Annotated in this window: 17 protein-coding genes and 3 pseudogenes; 8 read left to right on the top strand and 12 right to left on the bottom strand. The window is 63.7% G+C overall.

Annotated elements, in window-relative coordinates; genetic code table 11:
* Positions 1–375 precede the first annotated feature (375 nt).
* Positions 376–1,575 carry an MAB_1171c family putative transporter gene (locus QN239_RS31995; protein ID WP_499017241.1) on the bottom strand — a complete coding sequence of 400 codons (1,200 nt, stop codon included), beginning with the start codon at positions 1,573–1,575 and terminating at the stop codon, positions 376–378.
* An 8-nt stretch (positions 1,576–1,583) separates the two neighbouring features.
* Positions 1,584–2,204 carry a hypothetical protein gene (locus QN239_RS31990; protein WP_499017240.1) on the bottom strand — a complete coding sequence of 207 codons (621 nt, stop codon included), beginning with the start codon at positions 2,202–2,204 and terminating at the stop codon, positions 1,584–1,586.
* A 274-nt stretch (positions 2,205–2,478) separates the two neighbouring features.
* Here QN239_RS31990 and QN239_RS31985 point away from each other — a divergent pair, with 274 nt between their 5' ends.
* Entirely contained in the window at positions 2,479–3,126 is a 648-nt protein-coding gene (locus tag QN239_RS31985; protein ID WP_499017239.1) for a TetR/AcrR family transcriptional regulator, read from the top strand.
* Positions 3,127–3,222: 96 nt separating this feature from the next.
* Positions 3,223–4,596, top strand: a complete 1,374-nt coding sequence (locus QN239_RS31980) for a cytochrome P450 (protein ID WP_499017238.1) — start codon at positions 3,223–3,225, stop codon at positions 4,594–4,596.
* Between the two features lie 645 nt (positions 4,597–5,241).
* Here the strand turns inward: QN239_RS31980 and QN239_RS31975 are convergent.
* From QN239_RS31975 to QN239_RS31955, 5 genes are all read right to left on the bottom strand, one after another.
* Complete coding sequence (locus QN239_RS31975) at positions 5,242–5,583, bottom strand: GMC oxidoreductase (RefSeq protein ID WP_499017237.1); 342 nt, start codon at positions 5,581–5,583, stop codon at positions 5,242–5,244.
* 41 nt (positions 5,584–5,624) lie between these two features.
* Positions 5,625–6,275 (bottom strand): GMC family oxidoreductase N-terminal domain-containing protein, encoded by a 651-nt coding sequence (locus tag QN239_RS31970; protein WP_499017307.1) that lies wholly within the window; start codon positions 6,273–6,275, stop codon positions 5,625–5,627.
* Positions 6,272–6,790: a GMC family oxidoreductase N-terminal domain-containing protein gene (locus tag QN239_RS31965; RefSeq protein ID WP_499017236.1), complete on the bottom strand. Its 519-nt coding sequence runs from the start codon at positions 6,788–6,790 to the stop codon at positions 6,272–6,274. Before QN239_RS31965 ends, QN239_RS31970 begins: the two co-directional genes overlap by 4 nt.
* Positions 6,791–7,789: 999 nt before the next feature.
* Positions 7,790–8,593: an RES domain-containing protein gene (locus QN239_RS31960; RefSeq protein ID WP_499017235.1), complete on the bottom strand. Its 804-nt coding sequence runs from the start codon at positions 8,591–8,593 to the stop codon at positions 7,790–7,792.
* A gap of 50 nt (positions 8,594–8,643) precedes the next feature.
* A complete protein-coding gene (locus tag QN239_RS31955) occupies positions 8,644–9,033 on the bottom strand; it encodes a hypothetical protein (RefSeq protein ID WP_499017234.1) in 390 nt (129 codons plus the stop codon).
* A gap of 428 nt (positions 9,034–9,461) precedes the next feature.
* Between QN239_RS31955 and QN239_RS31950 the strand changes: the two genes are divergently transcribed.
* From QN239_RS31950 to QN239_RS31935, 4 genes and pseudogenes are all read left to right on the top strand, one after another.
* Positions 9,462–10,724 (top strand): hypothetical protein, encoded by a 1,263-nt coding sequence (locus tag QN239_RS31950; protein ID WP_499017233.1) that lies wholly within the window; start codon positions 9,462–9,464, stop codon positions 10,722–10,724.
* Entirely contained in the window at positions 10,616–12,037 is a 1,422-nt protein-coding gene (locus tag QN239_RS31945; protein WP_499017232.1) for a hypothetical protein, read from the top strand. Before QN239_RS31950 ends, QN239_RS31945 begins: the two co-directional genes overlap by 109 nt.
* 10 nt (positions 12,038–12,047) lie before the next feature.
* Entirely contained in the window at positions 12,048–12,224 is a 177-nt protein-coding gene (locus tag QN239_RS31940) for a hypothetical protein (RefSeq protein ID WP_499017231.1), read from the top strand.
* A 344-nt stretch (positions 12,225–12,568) separates the two neighbouring features.
* Positions 12,569–13,711 (top strand): annotated as a pseudogene (locus QN239_RS31935) (IS3 family transposase).
* A gap of 288 nt (positions 13,712–13,999) precedes the next feature.
* Here QN239_RS31935 and QN239_RS31930 read toward each other — a convergent pair.
* Together QN239_RS31930 and QN239_RS31925 are read right to left on the bottom strand one after the other, a co-directional pair.
* Positions 14,000–15,226 (bottom strand): FAD-dependent oxidoreductase, encoded by a 1,227-nt coding sequence (locus QN239_RS31930; RefSeq protein WP_499017230.1) that lies wholly within the window; start codon positions 15,224–15,226, stop codon positions 14,000–14,002.
* Between the two features lie 5 nt (positions 15,227–15,231).
* Positions 15,232–15,681 carry a MarR family winged helix-turn-helix transcriptional regulator gene (locus tag QN239_RS31925; RefSeq protein WP_499017229.1) on the bottom strand — a complete coding sequence of 150 codons (450 nt, stop codon included), beginning with the start codon at positions 15,679–15,681 and terminating at the stop codon, positions 15,232–15,234.
* A 209-nt stretch (positions 15,682–15,890) separates the two neighbouring features.
* Here QN239_RS31925 and QN239_RS31920 point away from each other — a divergent pair.
* Positions 15,891–16,475, top strand: a pseudogene (locus QN239_RS31920) (hypothetical protein); the annotation flags it as partial.
* Positions 16,476–16,795: 320 nt separating this feature from the next.
* Positions 16,796–18,020, top strand: a pseudogene (locus QN239_RS31915) (IS3 family transposase).
* 50 nt (positions 18,021–18,070) lie between these two features.
* Here QN239_RS31915 and whiA read toward each other — a convergent pair.
* From whiA to QN239_RS31900, 3 genes are all read right to left on the bottom strand, one after another.
* Positions 18,071–19,018 (bottom strand): DNA-binding protein WhiA, encoded by a 948-nt coding sequence (gene whiA, locus QN239_RS31910; protein WP_499017228.1) that lies wholly within the window; start codon positions 19,016–19,018, stop codon positions 18,071–18,073.
* Between the two features lie 415 nt (positions 19,019–19,433).
* Positions 19,434–19,589, bottom strand: coding sequence for a hypothetical protein (locus tag QN239_RS31905; protein WP_499017227.1), 156 nt, complete (start codon positions 19,587–19,589; stop codon positions 19,434–19,436).
* A gap of 328 nt (positions 19,590–19,917) precedes the next feature.
* A protein-coding gene (locus tag QN239_RS31900) for an IS3 family transposase (protein ID WP_499008985.1) occupies positions 19,918–21,080 on the bottom strand; the annotation gives its coding sequence in 2 pieces (ribosomal slippage) (positions 19,918–20,793 and positions 20,796–21,080; 1,161 coding nt in all).
* Between the last annotated feature and the right edge of the window lie 210 nt (positions 21,081–21,290).

Below are 21,290 nucleotides of genomic sequence, written 5' to 3'. Positions count from 1 at the left end.
ACAGGGCCGCCGACGACGGCTGCGCCTACGAAATCGTCAGGCACGCGCCGGAGCCACTTCGAACCGTCCCACTGGGGCCAACTGAAGTTGACATAGCCAATCCGAGACGATATGCAGGGCATCGTGATCCCGCCTGCGCCCGGTTTCACCGGTCAAACCCGGCCAGCGTTGGCAGAACATTGGTTGGTGGCCGGATCAGCAAGCTCGGGCCCTGAACTTGGTCGGCCCCAGCGGCCACTCTCACGTACCCAGAGCGGCCGTTGGGCGATAAGCCAGACGGCGAGAACGGCATCTACGCAGTCGCGGCGATCCGCACAGTTGTCTGGGCACATCGCGTACGCCAGCGACAGCATCAAACTCACCGCGGAACCCGTCTCATGAGAGAGCGTAACTAGGTGGTGCTGCCGCTAGCAGCGTGTTTGCTTCCCGCCAGGCACGTGCGAGTCGAACGAGCTCGCGGGCGTCATCTATCAGTCCGTCAGCCGTGGACGGTGGACTGTTCGCGCTGGAGCGGACTTTGCCGCCCTGGTCCTTCGTCCTGCTCCCCAGCCGCAGGCAGATCGCGTACTGCATGGAGGGGCTCTGGGTCTGTCGTTGCGCGTAGGCCCTGTCCTCTTCGGCGATATAGCGGGACAGAGTCCGCAGTGCGTCGCGGATTTCGACGACCCTGATGTGCAGTCTGGCGCGGGGGTCGGACAGCCTGCGATGACTCGGGTTCGAGTGCACAACCTCAGGACAGGTGGCAACGAGCTCTGTCCACATTGGGCCTAGTTGGCGACGCAAACGAGTCAGCACGATCGCCATACCGGTGCGGTCGAATGCACTAAGCACTAGCGGGGTAGCGGCCAGCGTCGCGAACCCGACCGCATCCAGAATCGGCCAACGACTGTTCAACATGGCGAAGGTGTCGAGGGAGGCGGCGTGGCTTGAGGTTGCAATGAGTGCCACCGCGGACACCAGGAGTGTTTGCACCATCCACGAAGCAGCAAGTGCTGCAACTGAAAAGCAAGCCAGTAGACCCACTCCGTTGGGGCGTCCCATGAGCTCGCGTGCGGCAACGACCAAGAGCATGGCGCAGAAGACGACACTGAGTGCGCCGTGGGCGACAACTGCGACAATCGCCACCGCAGGTTTGCCCGAGTATGCGACGATCGCCCACCCCGAGTGGAGACTGCGGGACGCAGCGCCCGCAGGATCGCACGCCTGAATAAGCAGATATACCAGGGCGGTCGAACCTAATGTCATGAGCCACAAGCCAAGTAAGGCGCGGCGCGATAGCGGCTTGTTTAGCCACGCTAGGCCCAGTGACGCGAACGCCGCCGCGCTCAGCATGATCGTGGCTTCACTCAATTGGCCGAGTTCGGCGGGGGTCAGGAGCCCGCCGCTGGCACGAGCCAGTGACGATTGAACGATCGGGTCGCGGCTCGCAGCAACGCATGTCAACAGCAATACCGAGACGTTCAGGAGACGATCGGCCTTCGTCGATTTGAGAACTGACAGTCGCGCCACGAGGACGGCCGTCGGTATCAGCAGGAGCGCGAACGCCACCGGCGCTGGGAGTGCATCGTCGACCATGAGATTTCTCAGCGACCCAAGATGGTGTCGCGGAAAGACAGTCCCCTCTCCCGCACGCGATGGCGTCGAGACATAAGCAGCGAGGCGAACAGCTCCGCCTCCTCCTCTTGGTCGTTCTCAAAGGATGTGCGGCACAGCATCTGCGAGATCACCTCGGCGTCAAGCTCGTATAATCCCCCAGCGAGCAACTCTGAGACGCTTGCCACCACATCATCGCAGCCGGTGGGGGCCTGTTCTGGCCAGCCGAAGCGGTCCATCACGACGTGCCCCAATTCATGCAGGATGGTGTGTTCGGCGTGGTAGCGAGAAGTCGACGGGTCGAAGAAGACAATGTCGGTGCTGTCGCCGCGAATCCATATGCCGCACGGACGCTCTGACGGGGCCGAGGTCGCAGGATAGGGCTCGATGCGGATCGGCCGGCCGGTGTGGCGGCTCACCGATCTGGAGAATTCCTCGACCCCCCACGGGTCAGGGATATCCAATTCGCCGATCGCCGTCAGCACTCGTTCGGTGAGTGCATCAGGAGTGCCCGCCAATGCCCGCGTGCGTGGCGAGTCCCGGCGTCGCGGATCGATCGGGCCCTGCCGACCGGACAATGCCGCCAACCATGGCTGGCGCGCCCTAGTCATCAGCGTGCTGCCTGTTCGGCGGTCCGTAGGCCGCGCGATGTCGGCCAAGTGCTGCGCTGCGATTTCGCCGCAAGCACCCTGTGCCGCCTATCTGCGTATGGAACACCTGCATAACCGCCCCTGACCCTCCCCTGCGAACTATCTAAGGCCGTCGCCGCGCGCGTTCCCCCAGAACCCAGCGGCGCGACTTCACCATAGCAACCGATCCTATACGCTCGCACTGTCAAAACAATACAGACGTGTTGTTGGACCATACTCCTGTATTGTCTTGCGAATGGATGGCTCTGTCTTTCTCCCGCCCGAAGCGCCCGCGGAGATCACAAAACTCGACCTCATCCGTGACACCGCGATCAAATGCTTCGCCGAGCAGGGAATTGCCGCGACTGGACTACGAACCATCGCAGCCGAAGCTCACTGCAGCCCTGGCCTCATCCAGCACTACTTCGGCAGCAAGTCAGGGCTCATCGCAGCCGTCGACAAACACGTACTCACCGTCTTCAGCGAAGCGCTCGAACGCCAACCGTTAACCGCAGATCCCTCTATAGGCCTCGCCGAGGCCAGCGGCCGATTCGCCGCGCTCATGAGCAAGAACCCAGCAGTCATGGACTATGTCGGCCGCGCGTTAACCGAGGGCGGGAAAGTCGGCACAGTCATTTTCGACGGCCTCTTCAAGATCAGCCAGGCCCAAGGCGCCGCGTTCGCCGCGCAGGGCCTCGTCATGGACGACATCGACCCGGTATGGGGCCACATGGCGCCCCTGATTCTGCGGATCGGATCGATCATCCTGCGCCCGCACATCGAAAGGCACCTCGACGCACCCCTCTATCAACCCGACGAGACTCAGCGGTGGGACGCGGCCGTCACAAGCCTGATACGCAAAGGGCAGTTCACCAGCGTCGCCGATCGCGCCGACGCTCAGTAGTCGACGAGAGACTCACTCCACAGAGACGCGGCATTCCCAAGGCGGGCAGAATAGAACACCTGCCCGCTTCACCTCCATCCGTCACCGGAGGAACGTATGCCCGAGGAAACGATCCACACTGTCGACGTTGCCGCGCTACCACTCGCGCCAGCTAACCCGTTGTCTTGGCGGAAGCGCACCTACGCCGCGCGCCATTACGACCAGGGCCAGATCGACCTACGCGAATCCGGTGGGCCGATCACACGAGTGCAACTCGGCCCTGGCGGCGGCGGCCCGGCCATCGTCTTCGTCATGTCCCCAGCCGGAGCCCGAGACGCGCTCGCACGCAGCCACGATGCCACCGACCGCACCCTCGTTCACCACGAGATGCGCCACCTCATGGGCGACAACCTCGCTGACCTCCCCAACGCCCCCTGGATCGCCCGCAAGCGCACACTGCAGCAGGTCTTCACACCACAGCAGGTCAAGTCGTTCGCCGCGCACATGGCCGCAGCTGGCGAAGCCATCGCCCAAACCTGGGGCTCAGATACCACCGTCGACCTCGACGCTGAAGCCCGCCGCCTCACCATGCGCATCCTCGGCCGCACCGTGCTGGGCACCGACATCGAAAACCGCGCCGAATCCCTCGCTGAGCCACTCAACATCGCCCTGAGCTATGTCGCCGACCGCGGCATGCGCCCCGTCCGTGCCCCACACTGGCTACCCACTCCCGCGCGTCGGCGCGCCCGGGCCGCGGTGTCCACCATGCGCGAGCTCGCCGACGAGGTGGTCGCCAAATGCCGAGCTCACCCCGACCTCGACGCCCCACTTGTCCAGGCGCTCATCCGCGCAACTGATCCCGAGACCGGAAAAACGCTCTCCGACTTCGATATCAGCAGCGACCTGATCGCCTTCATGGTCGCCGGACACGACACCACAGCCACCGCGATCGCCTACGCGATGTGGCAACTTGGGCACCACCCCCAGATCCAAGGACGGGTCGCCGACGAAGTGCTCGCTCTTGGCGAACGACCCCTGACCCCCGACGATCTCGGGGGGCTCACCTACACCACACAGGTCATTCAAGAGGCCATGCGCCTCTGCCCACCAGTCGCAGTGGCCGGGCGCACCGCAGAACGCGACATCGCCATCGATGGCTACCGCGTGACCGCCGGCTCCATGGTGCTGGTCGGGATCTTCGGCCTCCACCGTGCACCCGAACTCTGGCCCGACCCGCTGACCTTCGACCCCAACCGATTCAGTCCCGAGAGCGTGCGCGACCGCGACTCCTGGCATTTCATTCCTTTCGGTAAGGGGCGGCGCACCTGCATCGGCGACCACTTCGCCATGTATGAAGCCGTCCTCGCGCTCGCCGCCATCATCCGCACCGCCGAAATCACCTCAATCGCCGATGAATTCCCACTTGCCGTCCCATTCACCATGGTAGCCGGTGGCCCGATCCCAGCCCGAGTGCGCCGCCGATCGGCTTAGCGGTGCCACGCCTCAGTGTTGGAGCGCGACAGCCCGGGACCCCCGGAGAGCGACGAAGCGAGGACCCGACCACGAGCCTAATAATCCGCGTGATGACGCTGTCTGCCCACGGCGACAGTGCCTGCCCTAAGCGGCGGGGCAGGGCGCAGTCAGCGCCAGTTCTCCGATAGACCACTTGGCGATAGGGCTCCCAGTTGTGTCCTGACTCGCGTACAGATCGAGGAAAATCGCCTTTGTCCTGCGCCGGATTTCGAAGGTGATATACCCCTTCGCATCTGCGGCCACTTCGGGGCCCAGCGGGGGCGTCGCAACACCGGTCTCACTGGCGCCTGCACCGAGATCGGGATGGCGTTCTCGGTCTCCAGCCAGAACGAGCTCGTCGGGATCTTCCCCTTAGCCGGCGTCACCTGGACATGAAAAGCGAGCACTTGGACACCGTCCGGTCGAACACAGATGACTGGGCTGGGCGTCGGATCGCTCTTCGTGGACCCGCAGGCCGCCAGGACGATCGCGCCAGCCATCACCACAAGGCCCCTAATGGCGTCATGCACGCCGCTTCTGCCCAACATCTTCCCTTCCCATTTTCGTTTTGATGCAACACTTTTCGTAACACTCTGCCGCACAATCCTTTACCTTCTATCGATATCAAGGGCTATAGACGAGGTGGGCGATACGTTCGGCAAGCATGATTGTTGTGAGGTTGGTGACGCTGGACGGCACGCACGGGATGACCGAGGCGTCTACGACGCGCAGTTTGGCGAATCCGTGCACGGCGCCGCGAGAGTCGACGACGGCCTGAGGTGAGCCTGCGGCGCCCTTAGGAACGGTCGAGGTGGGGTGACCGTAGATGGACAGATTGGATTCGATCACGCGCATTAGTTGCGAAGGCTCGTCGGGCAGTTCATGCGGGGCCACTAACCCTGCAAGTGCAGTCGCGAGCGCCGGGTGACGCTCCAGATCGCGGGCGAGCTGTACGCCTTCGGGCATGCGCCGGCGGTCATGGTCGGTGCCGAGGTAGTTGTGGTCAATCAGGGGCTGGAAACGCGAAGTGTGCCGTGTGATTCGGGAAGCACGAGAGCCGTTGATAGAGCAGTGATTCCTCCGGCAGGCATGAAAGGAGCTCCGTTGGGATGCACCGCGACGATGTTCAGGTCGAGTTCGCCGTCTGTGGCCTCACTAGAGGCAGTCCATAGCAGCGCGCCGAGGGCGGGAGTTACCGCCGCTCGATCTGGGGCGAGGGCGTAGACGGTGTGGAAAAACGGGTTCTCTTGCAGGTGGTGACCGACGGGCAGGTCGGTGTGGGGATTGATGCCGAGCGACGTCAGCTCGGCGGCGGGGCCGATGCCGGAGCGCAGCAGGATCGCGGCGCTTCCGTAGGTGCCGGCGGAGAGAATCACTTCATCGGAGTGTTGCACGTCGCCGTCTGCGGTGACGATCCCGGTTGCGCTCTCCCCTCGTAGCAGGACCCGATCAACGGTGACCCCGCTGCGCACAGTCAGATTCGAGCGCGCCCGTACCTCGGCGGTAAGGTAGACCAGTGCTGTATTCTGCCGCACTCCGTCTACAACGTTGACTGCGAAGGGTCCGACGCCGTTCTGCTCGGCGCCGTTGAAGTCGGTGATCCGCTTGTGGCCGCCGGCAATCGCGGCGTCGACGAAGGCGCGGTGTGCGGGGGTCAGGTCGGAGTCGCAAGTTGGCGCAAGGGCATTGGCCCGCTTCGTCCGTGAAAGTCATCGTGGCCGGTGGCGGTGTTCTCCAGGGCTCGGAAGTATTTCAGGGCGTCTGTGAAGGTCCAGTCGTCGAGCCCGTGCTCGATCGAGCACGCGAAGTCGGCGGGGCGGGGGCGGTGGGCGGCACCAACGTTGATAGCGAAACTTCCGCCGATCACTTTGCCGCGCATCGTGGGGATTTGGGGGCTGAGTGGTCCGCCTCGTGAGGTGTAGCCCCAGTCGTGGTGGAGATGGGCGATGCGGTCGGCGTCGAGCAGCGCGGCGGGGAATTCACCTGGGCCGTAGTCAGGTCCGGCTTCGAGTAGCACGACGCGGCGGGCGGGGTTTTCGCTCCGGCGTGCAGCAGGAACCGCCCCGGCGGATCCGGCGCCGACGATCAGGACATCTGTGGGTTCGTCAGGATGGGCATGCCCGGTTCCTTTCAGTCGTGTCGATGAACGCTCCGGGCCGGTCAGTGGAGGCAACACCGAGAGCGTGCGCTTGGGCGGTCAGGGTCGGCCGGGCGCTATCACGGTGTGGGCCTGCACTGTTTCGGTGGAGCGCGTTTGCCGTCCCGCCACGACGGGCACGCCTGGATTGTCATGACCTTCGCTGCTGTAGGGGAAGTCAACCGTCAGCTTCAGGGTGAAAAGTTCCAGCGCGCAGTGGTTTGTGCGGATTTGTTCCACTCAGGATCCGCTAGTGGCACTTTTCTTCCGTACCGCGGGTTGGCGGTAGGTGCCGTCGCCTGAGTTGTCTGCGCGGTCGGTTGGACATGCCGCGGACGGGTCGGTGCCCGATCGGCGGGGCCGTACGTCCAGGTGGTCGGCGATTTGGTGCCGTAGGAGTGACAATCGTTCATAAGGAAAGGGTTTGGTGGAAAGAACCAACCAATATTGCTACGGATCCGAGAACCACGCCGTCGGTAGGAATATCTTTTCGCCATGCATACCGGCGGCGCCGATGTTGTCCGGTACGTATGCGTCTCTATGTCATAGATCAGCCGCAATCGTGTGCACGTCAATGGGGGGGAAACAAATGCCAGTGTCAATCGGTCCTCCGGCGGCATGCTGGTGAACCAAGAGAAGTCATGCAGAGGGACTTCCGACATGCCCCCTAACTAACCGATTATGGAACTCTGGTGCGTGGAAACTCTGCGAACCCGCTGACGAGAATTCTGCGGGCACCCCGACCGCTCCAGGAGATGGGGAAAGCAATCTCACTCTCATCTACGGCGCGGCAATTCAGGATCCGTGGGGAACAGCGTCAGCATCAGGCTAAGCCTGATAACTACTGCACTATGTCGTGCAGCCCCCGTCCCCACAAGATAGAACCCACCGAGGCTGTGGGGCCAGTGATTTGCGGACCGCGACAACCGAACCCGCCGGCTCTGGGTGTGCAAAGGATCAGCTCCCGTCGGAGACCGCGGCGCCTCTCGATACTTATGTCCCGAGCGGACGCAATCACGACACTCGGCCGCTGGGTTAGAAGATTCTCATGCCCCGCAGGTGCGCTGCTTCGACGAGGTGTTCGGTATGTTTGCCGAGGGTGGAGGCTTCGAGTTCGATGAGTTCGTCGGTTCCGGTGCCGTCGTCTTTGCGGCGCAACCACATGGCGTAGTTGTCCCCGAGGGAGGTTCCCCATTTGGAGGGGTAGATGATGCCGTGGGGTCGTTGCCCGTCGACGAGGACGATCTGGTCGCGGATGTAGGTTGCGATGCCGGTGGTGAGCTGTTTGTGCCGTTCGGCTGAGCTGGTCAACTCGCTGACGGTGAGTTGGTCAATGTTGCAGTCTGCGAGCAGGTTTGAGCGCAGATGTTCAGATAACGTCGCAATTGACTGTGCGCCAGTGATGTTGACGAACCATCCGCTGGTGGGGAGCTGAAGTTCGTAGAGCGAACGGGATTCTCGCCACCCTTGTGAGATGGATCGGTACATCATCGCGCCGTGAGCGGGCAGTTCACGTGCGATCTGTTCGGCCAGCGTTGCCGCGTCGTCGGGGGTGACGTCGTCGAACAGTTCGGCTAGAGGTGTTTGTGGTGGGTCGGGTCGGATGTATTCCAGGACTTCCACCAGTGCCCCGGTTGCGCTGGTGCAGCCGTAGATCGTGCGCCCTGGGGCGTCCCATCGTGACCAGTCTTCGACGGGTTTTTCTGCCGGCACGCGTGGTGGAGGGTTGATGGGTCCGTACGTCGTGGTGGCGACACGAAAGATGGTTTGTCCTGAACTGGCGACGATGTTGAACCCGGTGGCGGTGCAGACGGTTGCGGCCGTAAACGACACCGACATCTACCCTTCCCCTACGCTGCGGACGGGCTGAGTATAGGGAGCGCCCGACGTCAGGCGTAGTAGGTGTCGGTGATGAACGCGTCCGCGGCGCGGAACACCACGGGCGCTTTATCGTCGCGGAGAAGCTCGACGGGTGTGCTCCCGTCCAGGCGCGGGTTCGCCGAAATCAGCCAGCTGCGGGCGACCTGATCGTTTTCGGCGTCCTCGATCAGCAGGAAGACGGTGTGGGCAGCCTTGAGACGGCGTGCCTTCGCATCGGAGGGTTCGGCGTGCATGCTCTCCCCTGGCGGGGTGGCCCATCGCGCTGGCATCGCGCGGCTCTTGGAACCGGCGATGTAGGCCGTCAAGGTGGGGCCCAGGCGGGCCAGCAGGTAGGCCACGACCTCGTGCGTGTCCATCCGGGCGGTGTCATCACCGGCTTTGACCAGCAGATCTGACATCGTGAAGCACCTCCTTAGATGGTTGTCGGCCTGCGGTGGCAATAGCGACACTACCGTAAACATCCGCGTAGTAGCCGTGTAGTAATGTCAGAATATACTGATAACGCACATCGATAGCACGTACATTTACGTCACAGCGGGGCGTTTTCGCAGTTCATAGCGATTTCACCGAATGAGTCGGCATCCTCGGGCCAGAAGCGACCCCGAATCGCGAGACGCGTACGGCCGGCGAGCTGGACCGCGCCAGTGCCCTAGCCAGCATAGCTTCGGAAGCTCTGTGATCCGACAGCCGCTTTGACTGTGGGCGGGTAGGGCGCGACACCGGGTCGCTGCTATCGGACACACGGCAACGTCATCCGCATTGGATGTCGAACGTATGTACTAGCCTCGCAGGTGGGCGGAGGGCCCGCCGAGTGCAGGAGTGATCTATGGGCGGCGGACCGAGCGCGGCGTACGGGTTCCTGTATCAGTATCTGGTTACAGCGGACTACTTTTTGAGCTTCCTGACCGCCGACGGTGTCGACGCTGCCGAGGTGGCGCTGCTGATCGAACCCACCGACCCCACCGCCGCAACGAGCATCGGCGCGGATCCGGACATCGTGGACTTCGCGATCGAGCACCGCGGTGAAATTGTCGAGCGAGTGCAGGTCAAGGGTTCCAGGGATCCGTCGGCCAACAAGCTGCACCCCGGTGAGGCCGCGGATGTGATGGGTCGGTTCCAGGCCCTGGGTGGTGTGCACCACCTGCTGACCAATAGGCCGTTGTCTGCCGGGCTGGCGGATACGTGCACGCGCGTAAAAGACGATGAGTCGCCGTTTGGCCAATTCGCTTATCCGGCTGCGGATCTCGACACGTTATCGTCTGGCCAGTTCATTCTTGTAGATCGCAGATCGGTGGACGATCTGGCCGCTTCGGTCGCCGGCCACGTTCGCTCGGCACGCGCAGATCGGATGCTCAGCCAAGGTGAACCGACGTCCCGAATAGTGTCAATGGTGCTGCTGCACCATATTTTTCGATCGGCGGCTGGTACTGGGGCGGAGCGGTCTACCGCCGTCGAGATTGTCGCACTGCTCAAGACGCCCGATCACGCCGTGGCGCATGTGTTGGGGAGTTTCGACTGGGGCGTTCCGATCGGCGGCATTCCGACCTTTAGTTCGACCGTTCCGCGGGTCGCGCAGCTCGACGAGATCTTCGCTGCACTGCAGCGTGATGGCAATGGCCGTCAGCCGCGTATGGCGATACTGACCGCTGCCACCGGCTACGGGAAGTCAGCGTTAGCGGCGAACTTCTGCCATTTGCATTACAACGCCTTTGAGTTCATGTGCTGGATCGACTGCCGCGAACACGACACGATGATGACCGCTGCTCGGCGCTACGCCGAGCAGCTCACCAACACGCGCCTCGGCCATAAGACCGACCCCACCAGCATCTTGCATGACGCTCTCGCCCGACACCGCGGCCGATGGCTGCTCGTGTTCGACGGCGCCACCTCCCGCAAAGCGATCGAGTCCCTGATACCCAAAAACACGGGAACGGCAAAATCATCGTCACCACGCCGAACGAGACGGCGTGGTGGCCTCAGGTGCCCAAGATTCCCATTCCGACCTTCAGCCTGGACGAGGCCACCACCTGTTTCGCCACCCACGCTGGTTTGGACCCGACCACCGAGCATCCGGGGGTACGGGATGTGATTGTGCGCCTGGGGTCGATCCCCTTGGCGGTCAGCATGGCGGGCATATATTTCGGCAACGCGGACGGATCGCTCGCCGAGCTGTCCGCCGCATACTTCGCCGAACTTGACGCCCTCGAAGACGAGGGCGCCATACCACCGGGAGTCAGCAACACCACGCTCTACGCGGCGATCCGGCATGCCGTCAGCTACCTCGGAGACGGACTCGGATCCCACTCGCCCGACGAAATGCGCATCGCCGCGGCGTTGCTCTACCATGCAGCGCTGCTTGCACCCGAAAAGATCCCGCTGAACCTCCTCATTGCCGCGTCCCCCGAGTCGGCCGAGATGCGGCTCGGCGAACTCCCGAAACCCACCGCGGCCGAACCAGCTGTACAACGCCGATACATCAGCATCTTCCGCACACAGTCGCTCGCTCAACGGATCGTGCTCACCGACAACTTCAACGCCAATAACGAGGCCGCCGAGACTATTCAGATCCATCCCCTCGTCCACGAAATACTGCGCGACATCTTCCTCCGCGACGTCCCGCCGGATCGACTCGGCGAGCAGCTGTCGATGATGTTGCACGCACTGCTCGGCTGGCTGAGCGCCATGCGGGATCGCAACGCGTTCATCGCCGTTGACCAATTAGCCGCACACGCCGACGCATTATTGGCAGTGATCCTCAAGGCTTCCCGGTTCGCGTTCCATGAACAGAACGAAATGACGTTCTTCCAGCTAACCAGGTTGATGCTGCAACTTGAATTGTCGACCTGCCGGATGAGCCGCGGCGATCTCAACTCCTCGGTCAACCTCGCACGCAGCGTCCTGCTCGATTTGGCCGACATGCCACGGGATCGTCACCGCGACACGTTGGCGCTCGTGGCGGCGTCCTCCATGGTCGTCGATCTCAGCACGGCCGCTACGCCACCGAGCACCTTGGCACCCTTTTCCGTACTGGCCGTGCAGACGCTCATCAGCTGTGAATCCTTCGGCGGAAGCGTCGCGCGCAAGGCCTTCGAAAAGGCTTATCTAGTGCGCTCTTTTCTCACCAACTGCCCCGAGTACCGCAACAACCCGACCATCGGGCGAACGATCAGAACCATCGACCAGATGATCACCCGCGACCCGAGCAACGAAGTCAGGCCGAACGTTGTAATGGACAGAATCTGGGACCTCATCCAGGCACGTGACCTCGAATCGATCGACTCGCTGATCGCAACGCTCAGCGACCACGCCCAACAGCTACGATGCGGTCACTGTCCGCTGCGTGGAAGTCGTTGTCGCCCTGCACCGACAGGACTTAGACAGCGCCCTGCCACGCGTCGATGAGGTCATCGCCATGCCGCTAGAAAACGAGCACCTCGGTATTCCCTTCACCCACGGCCTCGGGCACATCATGCGCACTCTGGAAGAACTGATCGCCATCCCCGTTCCCAAGGCCGACCACCTCGCCTCCCTCGCGGCGAGAGTGCGGGCACGCGGCGAAGCGCTCTACGCTGCGATGACCGATTCGTGACTCGCCCGCGCCCAGGTCAAGAGACTTAACTGGATCAGCCGACCAATCCGCAATGACACAAAGCCGTAAGGCTCCGATAATTGCCAATGACATTGAGCGCCGTCCAGGTCCCGCGGTCATGTCCCCCAAAGCACATAATCCTTCAGTCCCATCGTCTGAAATCATTGCGGTACAGCGACTTTGACACTGATCCACGATCAAATCGGTCTCCGCCTGAACGAAGGGGTTGGGCCCCCGACACACCCACACGATGAAGCACGCGCCTGAGGTGAGCCCTTCGTAGTGGTCCAGTCGTTGTGCAACTCTTTTGCCCGGATATTTGGGCAGGAAGAATCGGCAACGACATGACATCGAAGAAGCGCCGTCGGCATATGCCGGACCAGATCATCCGCAAGCTGGCCGAGGGCAACAAGCTCTTGGCGTCGGGCCAGGAACTGGACGCGGTGTGCCGACACCTGGAGGTCGCCGAGTTGACCTGGCATCGCTGGATTGCCCAGTACAGCGGCATGAAAGCCAGCGACACCAAACGGCTCAAAGAGCTCGAAGCCAAGAACGCCCGCCTCAAGAAAATGGTCGCCAACCAGGCTCTCGACATCGACATGCTCAAGAAGATCTCGGCGGGAAACTTTTAACCCCGAACCGCAAACGCAGCGCCGTTGAGGTGCTGCGTGAGCGGTTCGGGGTCTCTGAGCGCCGGGCCTGCACCGTGGTGGGCCTGCACCGGTCCACGATGGGCCTGGCCCCGCCACCGATGAGCACCGAGGAAGCCGAGTTACGTGCCTGGCTGCGCAAGTTCTCCACCGAACGGCCCAGCTGGGGTTGGCGACGGGCCGCCAAGATGGCCCGCCGGGCGGGCTAGACGGTCAACAACAAGCGCATCCGCCGGCTATGGAGCGACGAAGGACTGCGGGTCCCGCAGCGCCGCAGGAAGAAGCGGCTGACCGGCGTCGGTGTCGTAGTGGGGGCGATGTCATCGATCCGCCCGAATGTGATCTGGGCGATGGACTTTCAGTTCGACACCACCGCCGATGGCCGCACTCTGAAGATGCTCAACGTGATCGACGAGTTCACCCGCGAAGCACTGGCCATCATCGTGGATCGCTGTATCGATGCTGACGGCGTCGTCGCCGTCTTGGAGCACCTCGCCCTGCAGCGAGGTACCCCGGCCTATGTGCGTTTCGACAACGGCCCGGAGTTCGTGGCCAACGCCGTCAACGACTGGTGCCGATTCAACAGCGCCGCTTCGCTGTTCATTGATCCTGGCTCGCCGTGGCAGAAGGCCTGGATCGAATCGTTCAACGGCCGACTCCGCGACGAGTTGCTCAACGCGTGGCGCTTCGACTCGCTGCTCGAAGCACGGGTGATCATCGAGGACTGGCGCCGCGACTACAACGACAACCGGCCCCAAACCGCCCACGGTGAACTCACCCCATCCGAGTTCGCGCTCCACTGGACCCACGACCCGCCAACCCCAAGTCGCATGGTGAGGTGTGCCTGACCCCTTGATCGCAGAGATGCCGCGTGAAATTAGCGAAGGCTATGGCGCCTCCCCGTTGCGTTTGGTTGTTCTATTGCGATGGTAGTCCAGACCCAAGAAGCGGATCGTGTTGTGGAGCAACGCGATTCAGATCGCCAGAAACCCCTGGCGGGGTCGGTAGGCCCGCAGGGACTGCAGGACAGCTGCAGGGACACCCCCGACCCCGCCTGCAGCACTATGCGGGTCATCACGTCGTCCGCTGGCAGCGCGGCCAGCGCACCCCACGAACGCGAAATTCTCATTGATCACGCCGCCGTGCGAAGTCTGGGGCGTGTTCTGGGCGGATCCCGACGCCGAAGAGGTAGGCGGGGACCGCCGACAGTCCCGGCAGCCGCCCGGCCAGCTTCCGCAGCGCCTCGGGTGGCTGCAGTTGCAGGTCGCGGCCGGTCTGGCGGGACATCCCGCGGTGCATGACGCGCTGGAACGTCTGGGTGAAGACCGTGGGTAGGGTGCGTCGGCGTTGGACGGCGGCGAGGTCGCGGGTGCTGACCCGGTGGGCGAGCAGGGGTGCGGCCAGTAGCCGTGCGGTGGCGACGCCGTCCTGGATGGCGAGGTTGACTCCGACGCCGCCGGCCGGAGACATGGCGTGGGCGGCGTCGCCGATGCACAGCAGTCCGTCGGTGTACCAGCGGGGCAGGCGGTTGGACCGCACGTCGAGAAGTTTGACGTCGTCCCAGCTCGTCAGAGCATCGGTGGGGATTTCGGGGATCAATTCAGTCAGGTTGCGTTTCAGCGCCGCCAGGCCCTCGGCGCGCAGCGCTGTGTCGGCGCCTTTGGGAATGAAGTAGGCGATCTGGTAGTAGCCTTCGCGCGGGATGATGCCCAGGGTGTGACCGCCGGCCATGCGCGGGATCATGGAGTAGTGCCCGTCGGGTTCCCCTGGTAGCCGGAACCACCACAGGTCGAACGGCACCGGGTACTCGCGAGGTTTGAGCCCGGCCGCCTGCCGCAGGGTCGAGGTGCGTCCGTCGCAGGCCACGGTCAGCTCGGCCCGCAACTCGCCCGCTCCGTCGGGGCCCTGGTAGGTGACTCCGGTGATTTTCCCGCCCTCGCGCAGCACTCCGGTGGCCTCGCAGTTCATCCGCAGGGTGAACGTCGGCTCCTGCTCGGCGGCCTGCGCGAGCAGGTTCAGCAGGTCCCACTGCGGCACCATCGCCACGTAGGGATGGGGGTGGTGCAGGCGGCTGAAGTCGACGACCGTCGTCGGGTGCCCGCCTCCGTCGAGCCCGGGGAGCCCGACGCGTTCGATGATGCTCTTGGGCAGCGCGGCGAAGCCTTCTCCTAATCCGAGCTCGTCGAGCACGGCCATGGTGCTGGGATGCACGGTGTCGCCGCGGAAGTCACGCAGGAAGTCGCCGTGCTTCTCCAGCACGGTGACCTCGACCCCGGCGCGGGCCAGCAGCAGCCCCGCCATGATCCCGGCGGGGCCGCCGCCGGCGATCACGCACGTCGTGGATTCGGTCATGGGTATCACCTTCCGAAGGGCGCTGCGTCGTCGTTCGCGCAGTCACCCGCCTTGTAGAGAATCCGTTTGAGCTGGCGCAGCTCGGCGGCGGAGATGGAGCCCAGCAACTGCTGGTCGGCGAGCAGGGTGACGGCCTGGGCCCGTCTGAGCAGTTTTCGGCCCTCCGGTGTGAGCCGGGCCGGCAGCGTGCGGCCGGTCGATCCGTGCGAGCGGCTCACCGCACCGAGATCTTCCAGACGGTTGAGCACTTGGTTCATGGCCTGGGCCGTGACCTTCGTGGTGCGGGCCAAGTCCGCGCTGGACTGCCCCGGGTTGGTAGATAGCAGCCGCAGGCACACCACCTCGGGCAGCCCGATCCCCAGCCCGCGCAGTTCAGTGCTGACGTGCGGTCGCAACACCGTCACCACCCGGTGCAACAAGTACCCCAGTGGTAGTTCCTCGCCTGCTTCTGTCATAAAAAACATCCTCGCACGACTGAGGTCCGGACGGAGCGTTAGTCCCCGACTTGAGACAAAAAGCGTTGTTCAGCAGCATTATTCGATGACATGGGAGTGCGGGTCACAGATTCGGCTCTGGCTTCTTAACCATCAACATACTTGACATCTATCAAGTACGTTGTTATCAAGTAGCTTGTTATCTGATATGACACGGGAAGGGAAACTCAATGTTCGGTGCAGGCAAGTTCGGTGGTCCCGGTGATCCGGGTGGCTTCGGTCGGGGCTGGGGCGGTCCCGGTGTTCAAGGTGGCTTCGGTGGTCCCGGTGGCGGCTGGGGCGGTCCGGGTGGCTTCGGTGGTCCGGGGTTCGGGGGCCCCTTCAAGAAGGCCACCGTCGTCGCGGCCCTGCTGCTCGACGGCCCGGCCGATGCCGCCGAGGTGGTCAAGCGGCTCTCAAAGGCCAGCCACGGGGCGATCACACCGCCCAAGGAGCGCGCTGAACTGCTGCTCTCGGTGATGGCCGGCAAAGGGCTGGTCACCCTCAAAGACGGTGAGGCCACGTTGACCGAGTTGGGCCGTAACCTGCTGGCCTGGCGCGGGTTCAACGCCGACACCGCGCGCGCCCTGCTGGCCCAGGCCGAGAAGTTCGCCGACATCGTCAAGATCCGCCGCGAACTCAAGGCGACCGCGGAACTGGGCCGCACCATCACCTGGGCCGGCACCGACGAGCAAAAGAAGACGCTCAAGGAGGCCAAAGCCTCGATCCTGGCCGCGATCAAGGATGCAAAGCGCGCGCTGCACGAGGCACTCGCCGCCGGCACCCACGACCACGCGGGCCACGACCACGCCAGCCACGACCACGGGGCCACCGACCACTCCCCGGCCACGCTCAGTGACGAGGAACTGCAGACTCTGCGGACCCTGCTGGCCAAACTCACCCAGTAGCGCGAAGCGGCGGGAAGAGACCGGCTCCACAACGGGCCGGTCCCTTCCCGCCAACTCCGGCCCCGCCCGTACGGCATCACTGATCCGCCCCGGGGTGTCCGGAGACTTCTCCCGTTGGGAAGGATGGACACGTGGGTTCGAAGTCATCAAGGCGGTATCCAGACGAGCTGAAGCAGCGGGCGGTGCAGATGGTGGCCGATCTGCGCAGCGACACCACCTCGGAGTGGGAAGCGATGGGCCGGGTCGCTGACCTACTGGGTGTCGGCACCGCTGAAACGGTGCGCAAATGGGTCCGCCAGGCCGAGATCGACGCCGGGCAGCGAGCCGGGCAGACCACCGAGGAATCCGAGGTACTGCGCAAGCTGCCCGCGAGAATGCCGAACTCAAGCGGGCCAACGCGATCTTGAAAGCGGCATCGGTTTTCTTCGCCGCCGAACTCGACCGGCCCTCTCCGTAGTCGTGGAGTTCATCAGCGCCCACCAGCACCAGCGGGTGGGTGCCGATGGTCTCAAATGGGGTGTCGAGTCGATGTGCGCCGTTCTGTCCGAGTGCGGCGTCACGATCGCCCCGTCGACGTATTACTCCCACCGCGCCCGCGGCGGCCCATCGAAGGCTGACTGGGCTGACGCGCAGGTGATCGACGCGATCTACCGTCTCCGTCAATCCAACCCGCTGTATCGCGTCCTGGGTGCCCGCAAGACATGGATTGTGTTGCGCACCAACGGACTCGATGTCTCACGGTGCGTGGTGGAGCGGGTAATGCGGGAGATGGGATGGCGCGGCGCCTGCAAGCGGCGCCGGGTCCGCACCACCATCGCTGACCCGGCCGCGACACGGGCACCGGATCGGGTGCAGCGGCGATTTGTCGCCCAGGCTCCTGACCTCTTGTGGGTGGCCGATTTCACCTACTGCCGAACCCGCGCCGGCTGGGCCTACACCGCCTTCGTCACCGACGTCTACGCCCGCAAGATCGTCGGCTGGAAGGTGGCCACCGAGATGACCCAAAGGCTCGTGACCGATGCGATCAACCACGCCATCGACGCCAGAAAGCGTTCCGGTACAACAGCGTTGGAGTCGCTCATTCATCACAGCGACGCGGGCTCGCAATACACAGCGATTGCCTTCACCGAACGGCTGGCCGCCGAAGGCATCCTGCCCTCAGTGGGATCGGTAGGCGATAGTTTCGACAACGCCCTGGCCGAATCGGTGAACAGCAGCTACAAGACCGAGCTCATTGACCACCAACCGCTTTACCCCGGCGCCACCGAGCTGTCCCTGGTCACCGCCGAATGGGTCGCCTTCTACAACCGCCAGCGGCCTAACGGCTACTGCCAGGACCTCACGCCAGACCGAGCTGAAGCGCTCTACTACCATCGCCAGCGGCACCCTCAGACCGAGGAGGCACTCAGATAAGAGAACCTCCCGACACACCGGGGCGGATCAACGCCAACGCTGTCAGAAGGCTAGGCCGCCGAGCTTGTATCCGGGAGTCCGGCCCTTTTAGCAGTTCGATCAGCTAAACCCACGAGCCGTCGGATACGCCCTGCAACAGCGTCTTTGGACATCGGCGGATCAGCCAACCGGCCCAGCTCCAACAACGGCACATCCGGATGCTGCAGGCGCAGCCACCCAACTGCTGCCAAGTGATCTGGAGCGGCGTCCCCCAAAATCTCCAAGGCCCGCCGCACACGAGCCGTCGCGCGTGCCGCCGCCGCAGCAGCGCGCTTAGCATTGGCTGACTCGAGCGTCGCGCCGGCCGCCCGCATCTGCGCTTGCGGGAGCCGATGCCGGCGGTTGGTCCAAGAGTCGGATGACCGCGGCGCACCAATCTGGGACAGCAGCGCGCTCACATCACCGTCGGCGCGCACCACGACGCACTCTTGGCCTCGGATCTCACGTCGCTGCGCAGCAACCCCAAGGCGGCGCGCCAATCCGACGAGGGCCAGCCCGGCCTCCATGCCAGGACACCTCACGGTGATCCCCTGGCGCTGGCCCGCCGTTGTCAGAGCGCCGGCAGCCAGGAAGGCGCCTCTCCAGGCCGCTTCAATATCACCGCGGGTTCCGCCGACAACGTGTGCCGGCATGCCACGAACTGGCATGCCACGACGGTCAATCAGCCCGGTTTGGCGAGCGAGATCCTCTGCGCGGTGGGTGACGCGAACGAGGTGAAGGGCCCTCCCACCCGAACCCCCGTGAGGAGTGTGCAGAGCTGGCGCGGATCCGAACAACTCATAGAGCGCTGCGCTAAGCCGCTGAGCGGTAGGCCTGTGATCGACTTCGGCTTCGACGACGATCTTCTCGCCCACAACGCGAACTCCACCGGAAAACCTCAACAACGCAGCTACTTCAGCTATGCGCGCACTTGGCGCCCGCTCGACAACTGCGCTGAGCTCGTCTTTCGCCTCGCTCAACCGCTTGCCCCTCCCTCTCGTCCATGACGTTCATGACCTCAGCGCTCTTTCACGCCAACTACCCGCAACCATATTCTCAACGCTCGAACTCTCCGTGCCAGCGGCCGTTCCCCCATTGTGCTGTCCAAGAACGCCTCGCACAGAGCTAGCTAGACCGTGCACACTTGCCCACCGGCGTCACACCGTCACGCTCACGTAATGTGGCCTGCACCATGCTTTCCGATCCTGCCGCCTCAGCGTGGGTTGCTGCCGGTCGGCCACTTGTCGATGCCCCCACGTCCATGAGTGGCTGCTGCGGACGCTGTGGCGACGGGGGTCCCACCGTCGCCAGCTCGAACATCGTTTCTGAAAAGTTCACGGGGTTCAATACCTGGCCCTATGGGTCACGCCGGCTATGCGTGGTGTGTGCTTGGGCCTACAGTCGCCCACCTCGGGCAGTTCCCGCGATGGTGATCACCACCACCGCGGTCGCTGAGTACCCGAAGCCGGCATACCTGTTCCCGATGCTCAGCGACGGGGCGTTGCCGTCCACCCACTCGGTGATCGTGCCGTCCTCGCACCGAAAGCACATACTGGCGACCGCTGAATGGGGCCATCTGGTTACAGACGGTCTGGTGACACGGTGGGACTACGCAGCATCGTGTCGGCTGGTTGACCTGGCTCTTGTGCGCAGCGCCACCACTGAATGGGTGAAAGAACTCGCTAAGGCCAACCCCATGAACGGCAGCCAGATCGTATCCCGGGTCGAAGACACTGTTGTCCTCCCCGCGCCGCCCTACCCTCTGCTGAGCACCCAGCCTCGCGAGTCGTGGCCACGACTTATGGCGGCTTGGACCGCGGTGCAGCCATGGCGCTCCATACCCCCACGGGTCTGCTGCACGATCAGGTGACAGTTGCGGTCACGCAGCCTGACTGGCCGGTGTGGTCATACTCGCTTCGTATTCGATCGGGGTCAAGCGCCCGAGGCCGGCCTGGCGTCGGCGTCGGTGGTAGGTCCGTTCGATCCAGGTGACGATGGCGATCCTCAACTCCTCGCGGGTGGCCCAGCGGCGGCGATCGAGCACGTTCTTCTGTAGGAGGCTGAAGAAGCTCTCCATGGCCGCATTGTCGCCGGCGGCACCGACGCGGCCCATCGAGCCGACCATGTCGTAACGACCCAAGGCGTGAACGAACTTTCGGCTTCGAAATTGACTGCCGCGGTCGCTGTGCAGAATGCAACCGGCCACTCCACCTCGTCGTGCAACCGCACTACTGAGCGCGGTCGTGGCCAACCGGGATTTCATCCGGGAGTCGATCGAGTATCCGACAATGCGGTTGGAGAACACGTCCTTGATTGCGCACAGGTAGAGCTTGCCTTCGCCGGTCCGGTGTTCGGTGATATCGCTGAGCCACAACTGATTTGGTGCATCTGCTGTGAAGTCGCGCTCGACGAGATCGTCGTGCACCGGCGGCCCGACTTTGCCGTTCTTGCCGCGCTTCTTGCCGAACACGCTCCACAACCGATTCTGCGAGCAGATGCGCCAAGCGGTCCGCTCGGCCATCGGCTCACCAGCATCGCGGGCCTCTTCGACCAGGTAGCGATACCCGAACTCCGGATCGTCGCGGTGGGCGTCGAACAGGGCGTTGGCGCGGTAGGCCTCGACGAGTTCGGCGTCAGTGATCGGCTGGTCCAGCCAGCGGTAATAGGGCTGGCGGGCGAGCTTAAGTACCCGGCACGTCACCGCGACGGGAATCCCGTCGGCGGCGAGCTCCTTCACGAGCGGGTAGACCCTTTTCCCGGCAGATTGGCCTGCGACAAATACGCGGTCGCCCGGCGCAGGACCTCGTTTTCCTGCTCCAACAACTTGATCCGCCGCCGCGCATCCCGCAGCTCCGCAGACTCGCCGGTGCTCTTCCCGGGCTTGGTGCCCTCATCGATATCGGCTTGGCGAATCCACTTGTGCAGCGTCATCGGGTGCACACCGAAATCAGTAGCGATCTGCTCGATCGTCACACCGTCATCGCGGTTACGAGCGACCCGCACAACATCGTCACGGAACTCTCGGGGGTAGGGCCTGGGCACAAGGACATCCTTCCAGCTCACCCGTCCCGGGCAAGCCAACTCAGATGTCACCTATTCGTGCAGCAGACCCAACTGTCACCCGATCATGCAGCAGACCCATTCGCATGGTGTGACTAGTCGCATGACGTCGTGGCACGGACGGGGCCGCATGCTGGCCCGTCATACCAGTTGCGCTGTCCTCCATGTTGATCGCTTGACGGGCCTTCCGGT

Origin of the sequence: Mycolicibacterium sp. Y3, assembly GCF_051188035.1 — a bacterium.
GTDB lineage: Bacteria > Actinomycetota > Actinomycetes > Mycobacteriales > Mycobacteriaceae > Mycobacterium > Mycobacterium fluoranthenivorans.
The sequence above is the reverse complement of the archived record's forward strand: the minus strand, read 5'-3'. Positions and strand labels throughout refer to the sequence as shown.